This window comes from Salinicola sp. RZ23, from assembly GCF_003206675.1.
Taxonomy (GTDB): Bacteria; Pseudomonadota; Gammaproteobacteria; order Pseudomonadales; family Halomonadaceae; genus Salinicola; species Salinicola endophyticus.
Window position 1 is genome coordinate 151396 of the sequence record NZ_PZJK01000001.1, and the last position, 16352, is coordinate 167747.

11 protein-coding genes are annotated in these 16352 nt (G+C 68.4%); 9 read left to right on the top strand and 2 right to left on the bottom strand.

What is annotated here, in order from left to right:
* Positions 1-98: 98 nt before the first annotated feature.
* Entirely contained in the window at positions 99-1466 is a 1368-nt protein-coding gene (gene glmU, locus DOM67_RS00670) for a bifunctional UDP-N-acetylglucosamine diphosphorylase/glucosamine-1-phosphate N-acetyltransferase GlmU (RefSeq protein WP_110673749.1), read from the top strand.
* A 428-nt stretch (positions 1467-1894) separates the two neighbouring features.
* Here glmU and DOM67_RS00675 read toward each other — a convergent pair whose 3' ends face one another.
* Positions 1895-3064, bottom strand: coding sequence for a DUF1615 domain-containing protein (locus DOM67_RS00675; protein WP_348627292.1), 1170 nt, complete (start codon positions 3062-3064; stop codon positions 1895-1897).
* 247 nt (positions 3065-3311) lie between these two features.
* Between DOM67_RS00675 and kdpA the strand changes: the two genes are divergently transcribed.
* The 5 genes from kdpA (at position 3312) to DOM67_RS00705 (ending at position 11239) form a co-directional block, all read left to right on the top strand.
* Complete coding sequence (kdpA, locus tag DOM67_RS00685) at positions 3312-5003, top strand: potassium-transporting ATPase subunit KdpA (protein WP_110673750.1); 1692 nt, start codon at positions 3312-3314, stop codon at positions 5001-5003.
* 53 nt (positions 5004-5056) lie between these two features.
* A complete protein-coding gene (gene kdpB / locus DOM67_RS00690; protein ID WP_280951025.1) occupies positions 5057-7084 on the top strand; it encodes a potassium-transporting ATPase subunit KdpB in 2028 nt (675 codons plus the stop codon).
* A 111-nt stretch (positions 7085-7195) separates the two neighbouring features.
* Positions 7196-7780, top strand: coding sequence for a potassium-transporting ATPase subunit KdpC (gene kdpC / locus DOM67_RS00695; protein WP_232825085.1), 585 nt, complete (start codon positions 7196-7198; stop codon positions 7778-7780).
* Between the two features lie 61 nt (positions 7781-7841).
* Positions 7842-10538 carry a sensor histidine kinase KdpD gene (locus DOM67_RS00700; RefSeq protein WP_232825086.1) on the top strand — a complete coding sequence of 899 codons (2697 nt, stop codon included), beginning with the start codon at positions 7842-7844 and terminating at the stop codon, positions 10536-10538.
* Entirely contained in the window at positions 10535-11239 is a 705-nt protein-coding gene (locus DOM67_RS00705; protein WP_110673753.1) for a response regulator transcription factor, read from the top strand. Before DOM67_RS00700 ends, DOM67_RS00705 begins: the two co-directional genes overlap by 4 nt.
* Before the next feature lie 22 nt (positions 11240-11261).
* Here the strand turns inward: DOM67_RS00705 and DOM67_RS00710 are convergent, their stop codons facing one another.
* Positions 11262-12332, bottom strand: coding sequence for an FAD:protein FMN transferase (locus DOM67_RS00710; protein ID WP_110673754.1), 1071 nt, complete (start codon positions 12330-12332; stop codon positions 11262-11264).
* A gap of 165 nt (positions 12333-12497) precedes the next feature.
* On the opposite strand from DOM67_RS00710, the gene DOM67_RS00715 reads away from it, so the two are divergent.
* The 3 genes from DOM67_RS00715 to DOM67_RS00725 all read left to right on the top strand — a co-directional run bounded on the left by DOM67_RS00715 (position 12498) and on the right by DOM67_RS00725 (position 16157).
* Positions 12498-13268, top strand: coding sequence for a DeoR family transcriptional regulator (locus DOM67_RS00715; protein WP_110673755.1), 771 nt, complete (start codon positions 12498-12500; stop codon positions 13266-13268).
* Between the two features lie 17 nt (positions 13269-13285).
* Positions 13286-15118, top strand: coding sequence for a glutamine--fructose-6-phosphate transaminase (isomerizing) (glmS, locus tag DOM67_RS00720; RefSeq protein WP_110673756.1), 1833 nt, complete (start codon positions 13286-13288; stop codon positions 15116-15118).
* A gap of 193 nt (positions 15119-15311) precedes the next feature.
* The gene (locus tag DOM67_RS00725) at positions 15312-16157 is read left to right on the top strand and encodes an ABC transporter ATP-binding protein (protein ID WP_232825087.1); all 846 of its coding nucleotides are present in this window, start codon (positions 15312-15314) and stop codon (positions 16155-16157) included.
* The last annotated feature ends 195 nt before the right edge of the window (positions 16158-16352 follow it).

Consider the following 16352-nt stretch of genomic DNA (forward strand, 5'->3'; position numbering starts at 1 on the left):
GACCCGAAAAAGGCGACTCTCCAGAGTCGCCTTTTTCATGCGCCGCCGTTACGTCGATAATGGTGCCGACCCGATACCGAACAGGAAAGGATGATCCCATGTCACTCGACGTCGTGATTCTGGCCGCGGGCCAGGGAACCCGCATGCGCTCCAAGACCCCCAAGGTGCTGCATCGCCTGGCGGGCAGGCCGCTGGTGCAGCATGTCGTGGATACCGCGGCGGGGCTCGAAGAGGCGCGCCTGCACGTGGTCGTCGGTCACGGCGGCGAGGCGGTGCGCGAGGCCCTCGACGTACGCGGGCTGAGCTTCTGCGAGCAGGCCGAGCAGAAGGGTACCGGTCACGCCGTGGCCCAGGCCCTCGACGGCCTTGGTGACGGTAAGGTGCTGGTGCTCTATGGCGACGTGCCGCTGATCCAGGCCAAGACCCTCAAGGCGCTTCTGGAGGGGGTCGACGAGCAGCACATGGGGCTTCTGACAGTGACCCTCGACGACCCCAGCGGCTACGGGCGCATCGTGCGTAACGACAAGCAGGCGGTGGTCGCGATCGTCGAGCACAAGGACGCCACCAGCGCCCAGCGCGCCATCCGTGAGTGCAACACCGGGATCATGGCGATGACCGCAGCCCAGCTCAAGCGCTGGCTGCCGCAGCTCTCCGCCGAGAATGCCCAGGGCGAGTACTACCTGACCGATGTCATCGCCATGGCCGCCGGCGATGGGGTCGAGATCAAGGCCGCCCAGCCGGCCTCGCCGATCGAAGTCGAGGGGGTCAACGAGCGCCGCCAGCTCGCTACGCTGGAGCGGGCCTACCAGCGCCGCCAGGCCGAACGGTTGATGGCCGCCGGGGTGACCCTGGCCGATCCGGCGCGCTTCGATCTGCGCGGTGACGTCACCGTGGGGCGGGACATCGACATCGATGTCGGGGTGATTCTCGAAGGTCATGTCATCCTCGAGGATGATGTGGTGATCGGCCCCCACTGCGTGATCAAGGACAGCGTCATCCGCCGCGGTGCGGTGATCAAGGCGCACAGCCATCTCGATGGCGCCGAGATGGGTGAGGAGAGCGACTGCGGGCCCTTCGCGCGTCTGCGCCCGGGGACGCGTCTCGGCGCCCGTGCCCATGTCGGCAACTTCGTCGAGACCAAGAACGCGACGCTCGGCGAGGGCGTCAAGGCGGGTCATCTCAGCTATCTGGGGGATGCCGAGATCGGTCGCGACACCAATGTCGGCGCCGGCACCATCACCTGCAACTACGACGGTGCCAACAAGCACCTCACGCGGATCGGCGAGCGCGTCTTCGTCGGCTCCAACACTGCCCTGGTCGCGCCGCTGGCGATCGCTGACGATGCCACCATCGCCGCCGGCTCCACCATCACCCGCGAGGTGGCGCAGGGCGAGCTGGCGCTGGCCCGCAGCCGTCAGGTGGCCAAGCCCGGCTGGCAGCGCCCGGTGAAGACGCCGAAGTCTTGATAGCTTCGGGCCCTCGCTCGGGGCTTATTCACTTCAAACGAGATTACGACTGACGAGAGCTTTACGACTGTCATCGTCGTGATTGCGAGGGGCAAGCCCCTCGCGCTCCCCTTTTCGCGCCACAGGCTCAAGAAACCCCGTGCGATCTTCGTCAGCGCTTCGGGTCGGCGCGCAAGGACGTCCCTGTCCCGGCGCGCCTCTAGCGACCTGCTTCGCTAAAACATCCTGTCCCGCTTGCAGGCCGGAGCTGGCCATCCATGGCCAGCTCGTTCGGCGAACCAGACATCACTCAGATGTCTGGTTCGCCTTACCCATGTCGCTAGACCCGGCTCGCCAAATATCGCTCGGGTTGAGCCTGGAAGGCGCTATTGGGTGGTTTCTTTCCGGCGACTGGAGAAACTTGCCGTTCAGATTTCAAATATTGGACATCACCGCCTCATGCACTGCTGCCAGCGCGCCTCGACCCGCTTGGCGAACCATGCCGTGGTCAGGTTGCGGGTGATCTTGGGGCTTTCGAGCTTGATCCCCGGCAGGCGCGCGTAGGGGGTAGGCTGACCTTCCTGCTGTTCCGCCAGTGAACGGACTTTCTCGTAGAGCGCGGTCCGTTCGAAATCCAGGGAATCCTCTTTCTCCAGCGCATCGCGAATCTCGCCATCATCCATGCCCAGCCGGCCTTTCAACGTGCGTACCGCCAGCTCGGTCTGTCCGGCCTGGCGTGAGCCGGGAATGATCAGGTCGCCGTCGAGGGCGAGCGGAATGCCGGAGAGCTGGCTCACCGCAGCCTGGAAGGCCGCGTTGCGACTGGCGTACCAGCCGGCGTTGTAGTCGGCGAAGCGGTAGCGCAGGTCGGTGTAGTGGGCGGGGTAGCCGAGCAGGTGGGCGATGCCGAAATAGACGCCGCCGCGCCGGGTGAACACCTCATGGCGGATCGAGTCGTTGATCGGGTAGGGGTAGCCTGCTGCATGCGCCTCGGCAAAGGCCACGCTCACCTGCATCGGGCCGCCGGTATGCACCGGATTGAGGCCGCCGAACAGCTCTTGGCCCAGCGGCGCCATGCTGATGAAATCCTCGTACAGCTCGCTCAGTTGGCGTTCGCTGCGCACCCGGTCGAGGCGTTCGGCGTAGGTCTCGCCGGTGGGCGAGGTCAGCTTCAGCCCCGCCGCGAGCAGAAAGCCGGGCACATGCAGCGCCTCGGCGCGGCGTTCGATCTCCTCGCGGGCGATCCGCGCCAGTTGGGGCACCTGCGGGTCGGCGTCGAAGGTCGACTCCTGGCCGATCACCGCCAGCGTGGCGCACAGGTTCTCGCGGGTGGCGGGCAGGTTCTGGGCCGCGAACGCCGCGGTGATGTCCGTGGCCCAGCCGTCGCGATCCTGGGTGCCGGCAGGCATCAGCGTGACCAACTGCTGCTTGACGCTCGCCGGGGGCTGCTCGAAGCCAGGCTGCGGCGCCTGCGAGCTGCACCCGGCCAGCAGGGCCAGCAGCGCCACTCCCAGCCAGCGGCGGGGCGCGCGCCTCACGCGGTCGCGGTAAAGAGCCTCAGGACGAGGACGCCCGGCAGGCAGGGCCAGGGCGAAGGGCGATAGCAGGGAAGTCGGCACGCGGGTCTCCATGGGCGATAAGGGGTGATGATGCCCAGCACGCGACGGCTTGACCATGACGTGGGACATTTTTACGCCCTCTTTACGCCGCGCGAGGCTTTTCGATCTCGAATTTTTACGCCTCTGCCGCCGAGACTGAGCCTCCCCTGACCTGGAGTGCTCGGCATGTCCTATCTGATGCTGGCGATCGCCGCCGCCACCGCGCTGTATCTGGGAGTCGCCCTGTGGCGGCCGGAGCGGTTCTGAGATGAGTGTGTTGCCACTCTACTATGCGCTGCTCATCGGTCTGGCGCTGCCCCTGGGGCTCTACATGGGCCGCGCGCTGGATACGCATCGCCCCAGCGTGATGGATCGTCTCTTCGGGCCGCTGGAGTCGTTCCTGATGCGCCTGGCCGGTGTCGACCGACGGCTGTCGATGACCTGGTCGGCCTATCTGCTGGCCGTGTTGAGACTTCACCTGCTGCTGATCGGGCTTGCCTGGCTCGTCTTCATGGGCCAGGGCGTGCTGCCACTCAACCCCGATGGCATTCCGGGCATGCGCTGGGATACGGCGCTGCACACCGCCGTCTCGTTCGCCACCAATACCAACCAGCAGCACTATTCGGGCCAGACGCAACTCTCCTACCTGAGCCAGACCCTGGCCATCGTCACGCTGCAGTTCCTGACCCCGGCGACGGGGCTGGCGGTGTTGCTCGCCATCACCCGGACGCTGCTGCGGCGCCCGGCCGCCACGAACGCCGGGGGCGGGGTGGGGAACTACTACGTCGATCTCACGCGGATCGTGGTGCGGGTGCTGCTGCCACTGTCGCTGATCGTGGCCCTGATTCTGGTATGGCAGGGCGTACCGGCGACCTATCAGGGCGCCCAGCGGGTGACGATGCTCGATGGGGGCGCGCTGCAGGTGATCCCCCGTGGCCCGGTGGCGCCGATGGTGGCGATCAAGCAGCTGGGCACCAACGGCGGCGGCTGGTACGGCCCCAATTCGACCGTGCCGCTGGAGAACCCGACCGGGCTGTCGAACCTGATCGAGACGATCGCGCTGCTGCTGATACCGGTAGCGTCGCTGATCGCGGTGGGTGTCATCAGCGGCCGGCGCCGGCTGATGATGGGTATCGGCGTGGTCATGATCGCCTTCTCGCTGCTCACCACCACCATGATCGTGGTGTCGGAGCGCCTGCCCAACGCTGCCCTGGTCGGGCTCGCCGTTGCCGACAGCCCCAACCTCGAGGGCAAGGAGCTGCGCTTCGGCAGCGATCTCTCCGCGCTCTGGGGCAGCTGGACGACCCAGACCTCCAACGGCTCCGTCAACGCCATGCACGACAGCTTCAACCCGCTGGGCGGCCTGGGGCTGCTGATGGACATGTTCGTCAACGTCACTTTCGGCGGTATCGGCGTGGGTCTGATCGGCTATCTGCTCTACCTGATGCTGGCGGCGTTCATCGGTTCGCTGATGATCGGCCGCGCCCCGGAGCTGTTCGGCAAGCCGCTGGAGACCCGCGAGATGCGCTGGATCTCCCTGGCGATTCTGGCACAGCCTTTGATCATCCTCGGATCGACCGCCATCACCGTGGCGTTTCCCACCCTGGCCGGCAATTCCAATCCCGGCTTCCACGGCCTTTCCCAGGTGCTCTACGAATACACCTCGGCCTTCGCCAACAACGGCTCCGGCTTCGAAGGACTCGGCGATGCGACGCCCTGGTGGAACCTGACCTGCGTGGTGGCGCTGGCGGTCGGCCGCTTCCTGCCGATGCTGGTGCCGCTGGCGGTGGCCGGGTGGTTGGCGGGCAAGCGCACGGCGCCGCAAGGGCGCGGCAGCCTGGCCATGGAGAGCGGCGCCTTCGTCGGGCTCACCGCCGGGGTCATCGTCATCGTCAATCTGCTCGGTTTCCTGCCCGCGCTGGTGCTGGGACCGATCGCTGAACAGTTGACTCTGCCCTGATGCCGCGCGTCGACGGAAACGGGATGGGTGAAAACGGGATCGAGGAAAGAGAGATGGCAATGATGCAAGCACACGACGCCTCCCAGGGCCTGCGCATTCGGCCACTGACCCTGCTGGCAGAATCCCTGCGCCGGCTGAACCCGCGCAGTCTGGCGCGCAATCCGGTGATGGCGGTGGTCGCCATCGGCACCCTGGTGTGCGCGATGTATACCGGCATGGCGTTTGCCGAGGCGAGCGGCCAGGGAATCTTCGCGCTGATCGTGACCTTGATCCTGCTGGCGACGGTACTGTTCGCCAACGCGGCGGAAGCGATGGCCGAAGCGCGGGGCAAGGCGCACGCCGGTAGCCTGCGTGCCACCCGCGGTGAGTTGCAGGCACGCCGGCTGACCCGGAGCGGCGAAGAGCGGGTCGCTGCCGATCGGTTGCGTCGGGGCGACCGCGTGCGGGTGGTCGCCGGTGAGCTGATTCCGGCCGACGGCGAGATCCTCGAGGGCGCCGGCTCGATCAATGAATCCGCGGTCACCGGTGAGTCCGCACCGGTACTGCGCGAGGCGGGCACCGACAACAGCGGGGTCAGCGCCGGGACCAAGCTGCTCTCCGACGAGCTGATCATCGAGGTCAGCGTCGATCCGGGGGATTCGCTGCTCGACCGTATGATTGCTCTGGTGGAGGGCGCCAGCCGTCAGAAGACCCCCAGCGAGCTGGCACTCTCCGTGCTGCTCTCCACGCTCACCCTGATCTTTCTGATCGTCGTCGTCACCCTGGTGCCGCTGGCCCAGTTCGTGGGTATCTCGACCTCGCCGGTGATGCTGGTGGCGCTGCTGGTGTGTCTGATCCCGACCACCATCGGTGGGCTCTTGCCGGCCATCGGTATCGCCGGGATGGAGCGCGCCATGCGTGCCAATCTCGTCGCCAAGTCGGGCAAGGCGGTGGAGATCGCCGGCAGCATCGACACCCTGCTGCTGGACAAGACCGGCACCATCACCCTGGGTGACCGCCGCGCCACCGAGTTCGCCGCCTGCCACGGGGTCGACCCGGCGCGGCTGCGCCAGGTCGCTGCGCTCTGCTCCCTCGAGGACCCCACGCCCGAAGGGCGCTCGATCGTCGCCCTGGCCCGGGCCCAGGGCGACGAGCTGGTGGCCGTGGAGGCCAGCGTGGTGCCGTTCAGCGCCGCCAGCCGGGTCTCCGGGCTCGATTTCGCCGATGGCCGCTGTTGGCGCAAGGGCGCCCCCAACGCCATCGCCCGGCGGGTGCAGGAAGCCGGCGGGCGGCTACCGGCGGATTACGAGGCGCTGGTCGAGCGGATCTCGCGCCACGGCGCCACGCCGCTGGCGGTGGCCGAAGGGGCGCGTCTGCTGGGGGTGATCGCACTCGCCGACGTGATCAAGCCGGGCATCGCCGAGCGCTTCGCGCAGCTGCGTCAGATGGGCGTGAAGACGTTGATGATCACCGGCGACAACCCGATCACCGCCGCGGCGATCGCCGCCGAGGCGGGGGTCGACGACTACGTTGCCGAGGCGACGCCCGAGCAGAAGCTCGAGCTGATTCGCGCGGAGCAGGCCGCCGGGCGGCTGGTGGCGATGATGGGTGACGGCACCAACGACGCCCCGGCGCTGGCCCAGGCCGATCTCGGGCTGGCGATGAACTCGGGCACCCAGGCCGCGCGGGAGGCGGCCAACATGGTCGATCTCGACTCCGACCCCGGCAAGCTGCTCAGTGCGGTGGAGATCGGCAAGCAGTTGCTGATCACCCGCGGCGCGTTGACCACCTTCTCGCTGGCCAACGATGTGGCCAAGTACTTCGCCATTCTGCCGGCGATCTTCGCCGCAAGCGTACCGGCGCTGGGCGGGCTCGATCTGCTCGCCCTGCACTCGCCGCGATCCGCGGTGCTGTCGGCGGTCATCTTCAATGCGCTGGTGATACCCGCGCTGATCCCGTTCGCCCTGCGCGGCGTGCGCGTCCACGCAGCCTCCGCCAGCGCCATGCTGCGACGCAACCTGCTGATCTACGGTCTCGGTGGCCTGCTGCTGCCGTTCCCCGCCATCAAGCTGATCGACCTGCTCATCGGTCCGCTGTTCTGAGCACTCTGGAGACTTGCCATGTCAGCCACTGATTCCGGTCATGATGCGCCTCGCCACGACGCTGCCGTGCATGGGGCGCATGCCTCTCCCGCGGAGGCCTCTCACTCTCTCTTGCGGTACGCTGGCCCCGGCAGCTGGCTGACGGCAGCCCGCTTCAGCCTGCTCATGGCGGTGCTGCTGGGGCTGCTCTATCCGCTGGTGGTGGTCGGCGTGGGCCAGCTGGGGTTTTCTCACCAGGCCAACGGCAGCCTGCTCGCCGATGCCCAGGGGCGGGTCATCGGCTCGTCCCTGGTGGGACAGGCATTCACCAGTGACCGCTACTTCCAGGGCCGGCCTTCGGCGGTGGATTATGCCGCCGACACGCTCGGCGGCTCCAACCTGGCGCCGAGCAACCCGGCGCTGCGGCAACGTGCCGAAGCCGATGCGCGGCGAATCACCGCCCGTGACGGCGTGGCGCCGGGGCGGATACCGGTGGATCTGCTGACCGCCTCGGGCTCCGGGATCGACCCGCACATCAGCCCCCAGGCGGCGGCGATCCAGGTCGCCCGGGTGGCGCATGCCCGCGGCCTGCGCGAGGCGGATGTCCGTGGGCTGGTGGCGCGCTATAGTGAGAGCGGCGGGCTCGGCCAGCCACGGGTGGCGGTTCTTCCGCTCAATCTGGCCCTCGATGGCATCGCCGTCCGGCCGCTGCCGTGAGCACCCGGCGCCGATCGGGCGTCTGCCCGTATGCCGCGTGCCGCCCCTGTCGGAGCCCTGCGTGAATCACACCCAAGATCCCCCGCGTCCGGACCCGGATGCGTTGCTGGCCACCACCCGTAGCGGCGGTGCGCTGCGCATCTTTCTGGGCGCGGCGCCGGGGGTGGGCAAGACCAGCGCCATGCTGCATACCGCCCGCGAGCGTCACGACCGTGGCGAGGAGGTGGTGCTCGGTGTCATCGAGGCACATGGGCGCGCCGAGACCGAGCAGCTGTGCGCCGGGCTCGAGCGCCTGGCGCCGATAACGCGGGACTACCGCGGGCGCGGCTATCCCGAGTTCGACCTCGACGCGGCGCTGGCCCGGCGCCCGGCGATCCTGTTGGTCGACGAGCTGGCCCATCGCAACATCCCCGGGGGGCGCCACGCGCGGCGCTGGCAGGATATCGAGGAGCTGCTCGATGCGGGCATCGAGGTGTGGACCACGCTCAACGTCCAGCACGTCGAGCGGCTCAATGACGATGTCGCGCGGATCACCGGCGTGCGCATGCGCGAGACCGTGCCCGATGCGCTGATCGCCCGGGCCCGCGATCTGTCTTTGATCGACCTCACCCCGCAGGAGCTGATCGAGCGGCTCAAGCAGGGCAAGGTCTATGTACCGGAGCAGGCCCGTGCGGCGCTGGCGCGCTACTTCTCGCCGGGTAACCTGACCGCGCTGCGCGAGTTGGCGCTGCAGGTGATGGCGGAGCGGCTCGACAGCGACGTGCGCCGGGTGATGGACGCCGGCGGCGTCGCCGGGCCCTGGCCGGTGCGCGCGCGGCTGCTGGTGGCGGTGGAGGGGCGGCGTGGCGACCAGGCGCTGCTGCGCGCCGCCAGCCGCTGGGCGCAGCGCCACCAGGCACCGTGGGCGGTGGTGCTGGTGACACCGCTGCGCGAGCTCGACGCCGCGGCGGCCGGTGAAGCGGGTACGCTGCGCCAGCAGAGCGAACAGCTCGGTGGCCGCTGGGAGACCCTGCGTGGCGATGACCCCCTGGCCGAGCTGCTCGAATACGCTGCGCGCCACAACGTCACTACGCTGATGCTCGGGCGCACGCCACGCAAGTGGCACTGGTGGCAGGCGCCACTGGTCGGCCGCCTGCTGGCCCGCCGGCCGCCGTTCGATCTGATCCTGCTCGCCGAGGCGCCCGCTGCACCGCCTCGGCGTAAGCGAGAGTGGCGCTGGCCGCGGTGGCGCGAGGGGGTGTGGCCGCTGGTCAGCGTGGCCCTGGCGGCGGTTGTCGCGGCGGCGCTGTCGAGTCTGCTCGACCTGGCCAACCTGTCGCTGGTGTTCCTCGCCGCGGTACTGGTCAGCGCGCTCAAGGCGGGGACCCGCGCGGCGATGCTGGCGGTGGCACTGAGCGCGCTGGTCTACAACTTCCTGTTCACCGAGCCCCGCTTCAGCCTGGCCATGATCCATCAGGACCAGGTGCTCACGCTGCTCGTCTTCTGCCTGGTCGCTGCGGTGGCCGGGCAGCTCGCCGGCAAGGTACGGCGCCAGCTGCTGCTGTTGCGCCAGAGCCGCCATCAGATCCAGGAGATGCTGTCGATCTCGCGCGCCCTGGCCGCGGCGGCGGATCGCGATCGGGTACGCAGCATCGCGGTCAAGGTGCTGGCGGACCAGCTCGAGTTGCCGTGCGTGTTCGTCGACAGCCCCGAGGCCGAGGCGCCGCCGCGGGTCAGCGCCTCGTACCCCGGGGCCATCGTGCTCGACGCCCCGACCCTGCAGGCGGCGCACTGGAGTCAGCGCCACGCCCGTCCCAGCGGCCATGGCACCCAGACCCTGGCCGCGCAGCGCTGGCGCTTCGTGCCGATCGTCGAACAGGGCGCGGGCGAGGGGGTTGTGCCGGCGGTGCTGGGGCTGGCTCTGGGCGACCGTGGGGCGGGACTCGACGAGGCCGAGGAGGCGCTGGTGGTCAATCTGGTCAACCAGCTGGGCGCCGCCTTGGCGCGCACCCGGCTGGTCGAGGAGCTCGGTGCCGCCAGGCTGGCGGAAGAGAACGAACGCCTGCGCTCGGCGCTGCTCTCATCGGTCTCCCACGATCTGCGCACGCCGCTGGCGGCGATCATCGGCTCCGCCAGCGCGCTGCGCGATCTGTGGTCCGAACTGGCGGAAGCCGATCGCCGCGAGCTGCTCGATGGCGTGCTCGGCGAGAGTGAACGCCTCAATCGCTATATCCAGAATCTGCTCGACATGACCCGGCTCGGGCACGGCGGGCTCAAGCTTGAGCGCGACTGGGTCGCCCTCGCCGATATCCTCAACTCGGCGCTCAAGCGCCTGGGTACGGTGGTCGAGCCGCTGCGTATCGAGCGTCACCTCGACCCCCAACTGCCGCTGCTCTATGTGCATCCGGCGCTGATCGAGCAGGCGCTGATCAACGTGATCGAGAATGCCGCACGCTTCTCGCCGCCGGGTGGGCGGCTGCGGCTGGTGGGCGAGCAGGCGGGGGAGTGGATCGTGATTCGTGTCGCCGATCAGGGGCCGGGCATCCCGGAGACGCTGCGCGAGCGCATCTTCGACATGTTCTTCAGCGGTGGTGATGGTGACCGTGGCCCCCAGGGCAGCGGGCTGGGATTGGCCATCTGTCGCGGCATGGTCGGTGCCCATGGCGGCGAGATCGTGGCACGGGCAGCGGATTGGGGCAGCGGTAGCGAAATCGTGATCCGTCTGCCGCTGTGGGCACTGCCCGAGACCGAGACAACGGCAGAGAGAGAGTCGTCATGAGTGAGGTTTCCCCGGGGCCTGGGCCGCGTCTGCTGGTGATCGAGGATGATCGCCAGATTCGACGCTTTTTACGCATCAGTCTCTGCTCCCAGGGGTTCCAGGTGGAAGCGTGCGAGACCGGTGCCGCCGGGGTGGCGGCGTTCAACCGCCAGCCGCCGGCGCTGGTACTGCTCGATCTCGGCCTGCCCGACGTCGATGGCATGGAGGTGCTCGACGCCCTGCGCGCCCAGAGCGAGGTGCCGGTGCTGGTGGTCTCGGCCCGCGGCAGCGAGCGTGAAAAGGTCGCCGCCCTGGATGCCGGCGCCAACGACTACGTGACCAAGCCGTTCGGCATCCAGGAGTTGCTGGCGCGGGTGCGCGTGGCGCTGCGCGCACCCGCGCCCAGCGCTGTCCCGGCGCTGCTCCAGCTCGGCGAGTTGACGCTGGATATCGCCGGGCACCGCGTCACCCGCCACGGCGAGGCACTGCACCTGACCCCGCGCGAGTTCAGCGTGCTGGCGATGCTGGCGCGCCAGCCCGATCGGGTCGTCACCCAGCACCAGCTGCTCGCCGAGATCTGGGGGCCGGTGCATGTCCACGACACCCACTATCTGCGCATCGTCGTCAGCCGCCTGCGCCACAAGCTGGGGGACGACCCCGATGCCCCACGGCTGATCCAGACCGAACCGGGGGTCGGCTACCGCCTGGTGGCGATGCCCTGAGTCGAGCCGCTCGCCACGCCGCTCAGGGCAGCGCCTTCACCAGGTTGGAGTTGGCCAGCGCCGGGCTCTGGCTCTCGTGCAGCTTGCCATCGCCATCCTGCTGGATGAACAGCACCGCCAGATGCTGGGCCCGCGCCACCGCCATGCCCGCCTGCTGGCCCAGGCAGAGCATCGCCGTGGCCCAGGCGTCGCCCAGGCGCGGGTCACTGCCGATCACACTGGCGGAGACCAGATCATGGGTCACCGGCGTGCCGGTACGCGCATCGAGGATGTGCGAGTAGCGATGGCCCGCCTCATCGAAGAAGTGGTGATAGGTGCCTGAGGTATTGATCGACACCCCGGATTCGGCGCTGATCTCGAACACCCGCTCGACCGCCATGCGCGCCGGCGATGGGCGCTCGATCGCCACCTTCCAGGTGCTGCCGTCCGGCTTGCGCCCGCGCGCCAGCATGTCGCCACCGAACTCGATCAGGTAGGCGTGGATGCCGGCGTCCTCCAGCACCTGGCGCAGGCGCCACAGGGTGTAGCCTTCGCCCATCGAGGACATGTCCACCGAGAGTTCGGGTAGCGTCTTGCGTACCCGGTCCTGTGTCGGGTCGAGCTGCAGATGGTCGAAGCCGACCTTGGCCAGGGTCGCTTCGATGCTTGACTGGCTCGGCGGCTGGAAGTGGTCCGCGCGAAAGCCCCACAGGTCGAACAGCGGCGCAATGGTGGGGTCGTAGCAGCCCCGCGACTCCCGGTGCACCGTGCGTGCGATCGACAGCAGCTGCACGACATCCGCAGGGAGCGTCTGCCACTGGGTGGAGGAGCCGCGGTTGAAGCGTTCGATCAGCGAGTCGTCGCGGTAGTTGGAGATCCACAGATCGACCTGTTGCAGGGCCTGATCGATCCCCTTTTCGAGCGCTTCGGGGGCGACCTCGGGCTCCGACCACCAGCTGATATGGTAGGTCGTGCCCTCGGCCGCCCCTTCGAGCTTGTGAAGCGTCGGGGGGCGCGAGCAGCCCCCCAGCAGCACGCCGAGCAGGGTGACGACGGTGACGAGCCAGCCGAGATGGCGGCGACAGAGGGCAGTGGGCGAGGAAAGATGAGGCATCGCGGGGTGACCTGAGATGAGGAGCGGTAAACGGCGTGCATTATCGCAGATCGGCTGACGACCGGGCTGCCCGTGCGCGGAAGATGGCGGATCGTAGCCCTCTCGCTTGACACAGGGCGCGCTTTAAGTTTCGATTCGCTCTCAATTATCTTTCGAAGTGAAAGAATGCCGAAACGCGATACCGCCCAGAGACGTCACGCCATCCTCGCCTACGTCAATGCCCATGGCGAGACACCGGTCGAGGTGCTGGCGTCGCGCTTCGCCATCTCCGAGGTCACGGTGCGCAAGGATCTCTCTACCCTGGAGAGCAGCGGCCTGCTGCTGCGCCGCTACGGCGGGGCGGCGCCGCTGCCCCAGGAGATGCTCGCCGAACCGGCACAGGTGCTCTCGCCCCACAAGCGCGCCATTGCGCGGGCCGCCCGCGCCCGCATCCGCGAGCACAACCGCATCATCGTCGACAGCGGCACCACCACGGCGGCGCTGATCGGTGAACTCGGCGGCCTGCGTGGGCTGGTGGTGATGACCAATTCGCTCGCCGTGGCCGGTGCCCTGCGCGAGCTCGAACCCGAGCCGGCGCTGCTGATGACCGGTGGCACCTGGGACCCGCACTCCGAATCCTTTCAGGGGCAGGTCGCCGAACAGGTGCTGCGCGCCTATGACTTCGATCAGCTCTTCGTCGGTGCCGATGGCATCGACATCGACCGCGGTACCACCACCTACAACGAGCTCTTCGGCCTCACCCGCGTGATGGCGGAGGTCGCCCGCGAGGTGGTGGTGATGGTAGAGGCCGACAAGCTCGGCCGTCGCATCCCCAATCTGGAACTTCCCTGGGCTCGTATCGACACCCTGGTGACCGACTGGCGTCTCGAGGCGGCGGATGCCGCCGCCATCGAGGGCCAGGGCGTGACGCTGGTGGTCGCCGACGCGCCCCAATAACACCGAGGATATCGGACATGTGTGGAATCGTCGCCGCGCTGGCAGCGCGCAATGTGCAGGGCATCCTGCTGGAAGGGCTCAAGCGTCTCGAGTACCGCGGTTATGACAGCGCCGGCATGGCAGTGCTGGATAGGGCTGGTGCGCTGGCGCGTCGGCGTGCGCTGGGCAAGGTCGCGGCGCTGGAGGAGAAGCTTGCCGAGGATGACCTCAAGGGGCATATCGGTATCGCCCACACCCGCTGGGCGACCCACGGCAAGCCTTCCGAGGCCAACGCCCACCCGCACGTCGCCGGGCGCCGCCTGGCACTGGTGCACAACGGCATCATCGAGAACTATGAACCGCTCAAGCGCGATCTCGAGGCCGAGGGCGTGGTGTTCGACTCCGAGACCGACACCGAGGTGGTGGCGCATCTGCTCGAACGCGCCTTCGACGCCCACGGCGATCTGCTCGCCGCGGTGCAGGCGACCCTGGCCCGGATCGACGGCGCCTACGCGCTGGCGGTGATGCACGTGGAGGCGCCGCGCGAGATCGTCGGCGCGCGCAAGGGCAGCCCGCTGGTGGTCGGCGTGGGGATCGACGAGAACTTCCTCGCCTCCGATACCCTGGCGCTTTTGCAGGTCACAGACCGCTTCGTCTACCTGCAGGAGGGCGACGTGGTGCGCCTGTCGGACGCCCACGGCATCGAGATCTTCGCTAACGGCGAGCCGGCCGAGCGTGACGTGCACACCTTCGAGCATGGCGACGGCGCCGCCAGCCGCGGCGAGTATCGCCACTTCATGCTCAAGGAGATCCATGAGCAGCCCGCCGTGATCGCAGCCACCCTGGAGGGCCGACTGAGCGGCTCCCACGTGCTGGAGAGCAGTTTCGGCGTCGGGGCCAAGGCGCTGTTCGCTCGCGTCAGGCAGATTCATATCGTCGCCTGCGGCACCAGCTACCATGCTGGCCTGGTGGCGCGCTACTGGCTGGAGAAGCTCGCCGGTATTCCGACCACGGTCGAAGTCGCTTCGGAGTATCGCTACCGCGAAGTGGTGGTGCCGGAGAATACGCTCTTCGTCACTCTCTCCCAGTCCGGGGAGACCGCCGACACCCTGGCGGCGCTACGTTACGCCAAGGGGCGTGCGGCCGGCTATCTCGGCGCCTTGGCGATCTGCAACGTGCCGGGGAGTTCGCTGACCCGCGAATCGGATCTGGCGCTGATGACCCAGGCCGGCCCGGAGATCGGGGTCGCTTCGACCAAGGCGTTCACCACCCAGCTGGTGGCGCTGTTGCTGCTCACCCTGGCGCTGCGCCGCGAGCGTTGCGATGCCCGCGAGACGGCGCTGGTCCAGGCCCTGCGCGGGCTGCCGGCGCTGCTCGAACAGGCGCTGGAGATGGATGGCCCCATCGCCGAGCTTTCGGAGGCCTTCGCCGAGAAGCACCATGCGCTGTTCCTGGGGCGTGGCACCCAGTTCCCGATCGCCCTGGAGGGGGCGCTCAAGCTCAAGGAGATCTCCTACATCCACGCCGAGGCCTATCCGGCGGGGGAGCTCAAGCATGGCCCGCTGGCGCTGGTCGACGCCGACATGCCGGTGATCGCGGTGGCACCCAACGACGAGTTGCTGGAGAAGCTCAAGTCGAACCTGCAGGAGGTCCGCGCCCGTGGCGGCGAACTCTTCGTCTTCGCCGATGCCCAGGTCGGGCTGACCGCCGCTGACGATCTGCGCGTGCTCCACGTGCCGCAGATCGACGAAGTTCTCGCGCCGATTCTCTACACCCTGCCGCTGCAGCTGCTCTCCTACCATGTCGCTGTGCTCAAGGGCACCGACGTGGATCAGCCGCGCAACCTGGCCAAGAGCGTGACGGTGGAATAAAGCACGCCGACGCGACGGGCCCAGCGGGGCCCGTCGTGCCAGCCGTTGCCTCGAATCATCCCTGACGCCAGACAGCCTGACTTCTCCCCCGCGCAGACCGATCTCCGAAGCCGTCAATCCGGCGATGGCGCACCATCAAATCGTTATGTTATAACTTCGCGCTTCTCGACCTTTCCAGCAGGAGCGTGGCGTGGTGTCCGAGCTCAACGAGCCCGTGCTGCGGGTGGACAATCTGTCGGTGCGTCTCGGCGCGCAGCGCGTGGTGGATGGTCTCGACTTCACCGTCGGCGCCGGTGAGCGCGTCTGTCTGATCGGCCCCTCGGGTTCGGGCAAGTCGCTCACCGCGGCGGCGATCCTCGGTATCACCCCCTCCACGGCAAGCGTCGGCGGCAGCATTCGCTTCGGCGCGCATGAGGTCGCTGGTGTGGCGGCGACGCGGCGCCCGCGAGCGCTGCGCATCGGCATGGTGTTCCAGAACACCCAGGCGGCCCTGAACCCGCTGGTGAGCGTGGGCGCCCAGTTGAGCGAGCCGTTCGTGCGCTTCCATGGGCTGTCGCGCCGGGCGGCGCGGGCCGCTGCCGCCGAGTTGCTGACGCGCATGCGCCTCACGGCGGCCACCGAGCTGTTGACGCGCTCGCCCGCCGAACTCTCCGGTGGCCAGCGCCAGCGGGTCTGCGTGGCGCTGGCGCTGGCTTGCAAGCCTTCACTGATCGTGGCCGACGAGCCGACCACGGCGCTCGATGCGTTGACCCAGGCAGAGGTGCTGACGCTGCTGCACGAGACCACCGGTGGCGCCGGGAAGCCTGCGCTGCTGTTCATTTCCCACGACATGGGGGCGGCCAGCCGGCTGTGTCAGCGCGCGGTGATCCTGGAGCAGGGGCGGATGATCGAGAGTGGCCCGCTGGCGGATCTGGTCGCGTCACCTCAGCAGCGCTTCACCCGCGAGCTGGTGGGTGCGATGCGCAGCGCCGAGATAACGCCCGAGATGCTGGCGGCAGCGGACATCTGCCCCGCCGATGCTGTGGTGGGGGCGCGATGAGTCTCCTCGACGATAGCCACCCGGCGAGACGCGACGAGGGCGTTCGCCCAGACGCTGATGGCTTTTCTCCAAACGCTGATGGCTCTCTCCTCAGCTCTGATGGCGCTTCTCTAAACGCTGATGGCTCTTGTTTAAACGCTGACGGCTCTCTCCTGCGCGTCAGTGGGCTGAGCCGTTGGGTGGCGGGGCCAAGGC

Coding starts and splice junctions, on each gene's coding strand:
- glmU (WP_110673749.1), top strand. CDS start 99: ATGTCACTCGACGTCGTGATTCTGGCCGCGGGCCAGGGAACCCGCATG.
- kdpA (WP_110673750.1), top strand. CDS start 3,312: ATGAGTGTGTTGCCACTCTACTATGCGCTGCTCATCGGTCTGGCGCTG.
- kdpB (WP_280951025.1), top strand. CDS start 5,057: ATGGCAATGATGCAAGCACACGACGCCTCCCAGGGCCTGCGCATTCGG.
- DOM67_RS00705 (WP_110673753.1), top strand. CDS start 10,535: ATGAGTGAGGTTTCCCCGGGGCCTGGGCCGCGTCTGCTGGTGATCGAG.
- DOM67_RS00710 (WP_110673754.1), bottom strand. CDS start 12,332: ATGCCTCATCTTTCCTCGCCCACTGCCCTCTGTCGCCGCCATCTCGGC.
- DOM67_RS00715 (WP_110673755.1), top strand. CDS start 12,498: ATGCCGAAACGCGATACCGCCCAGAGACGTCACGCCATCCTCGCCTAC.
- glmS (WP_110673756.1), top strand. CDS start 13,286: ATGTGTGGAATCGTCGCCGCGCTGGCAGCGCGCAATGTGCAGGGCATC.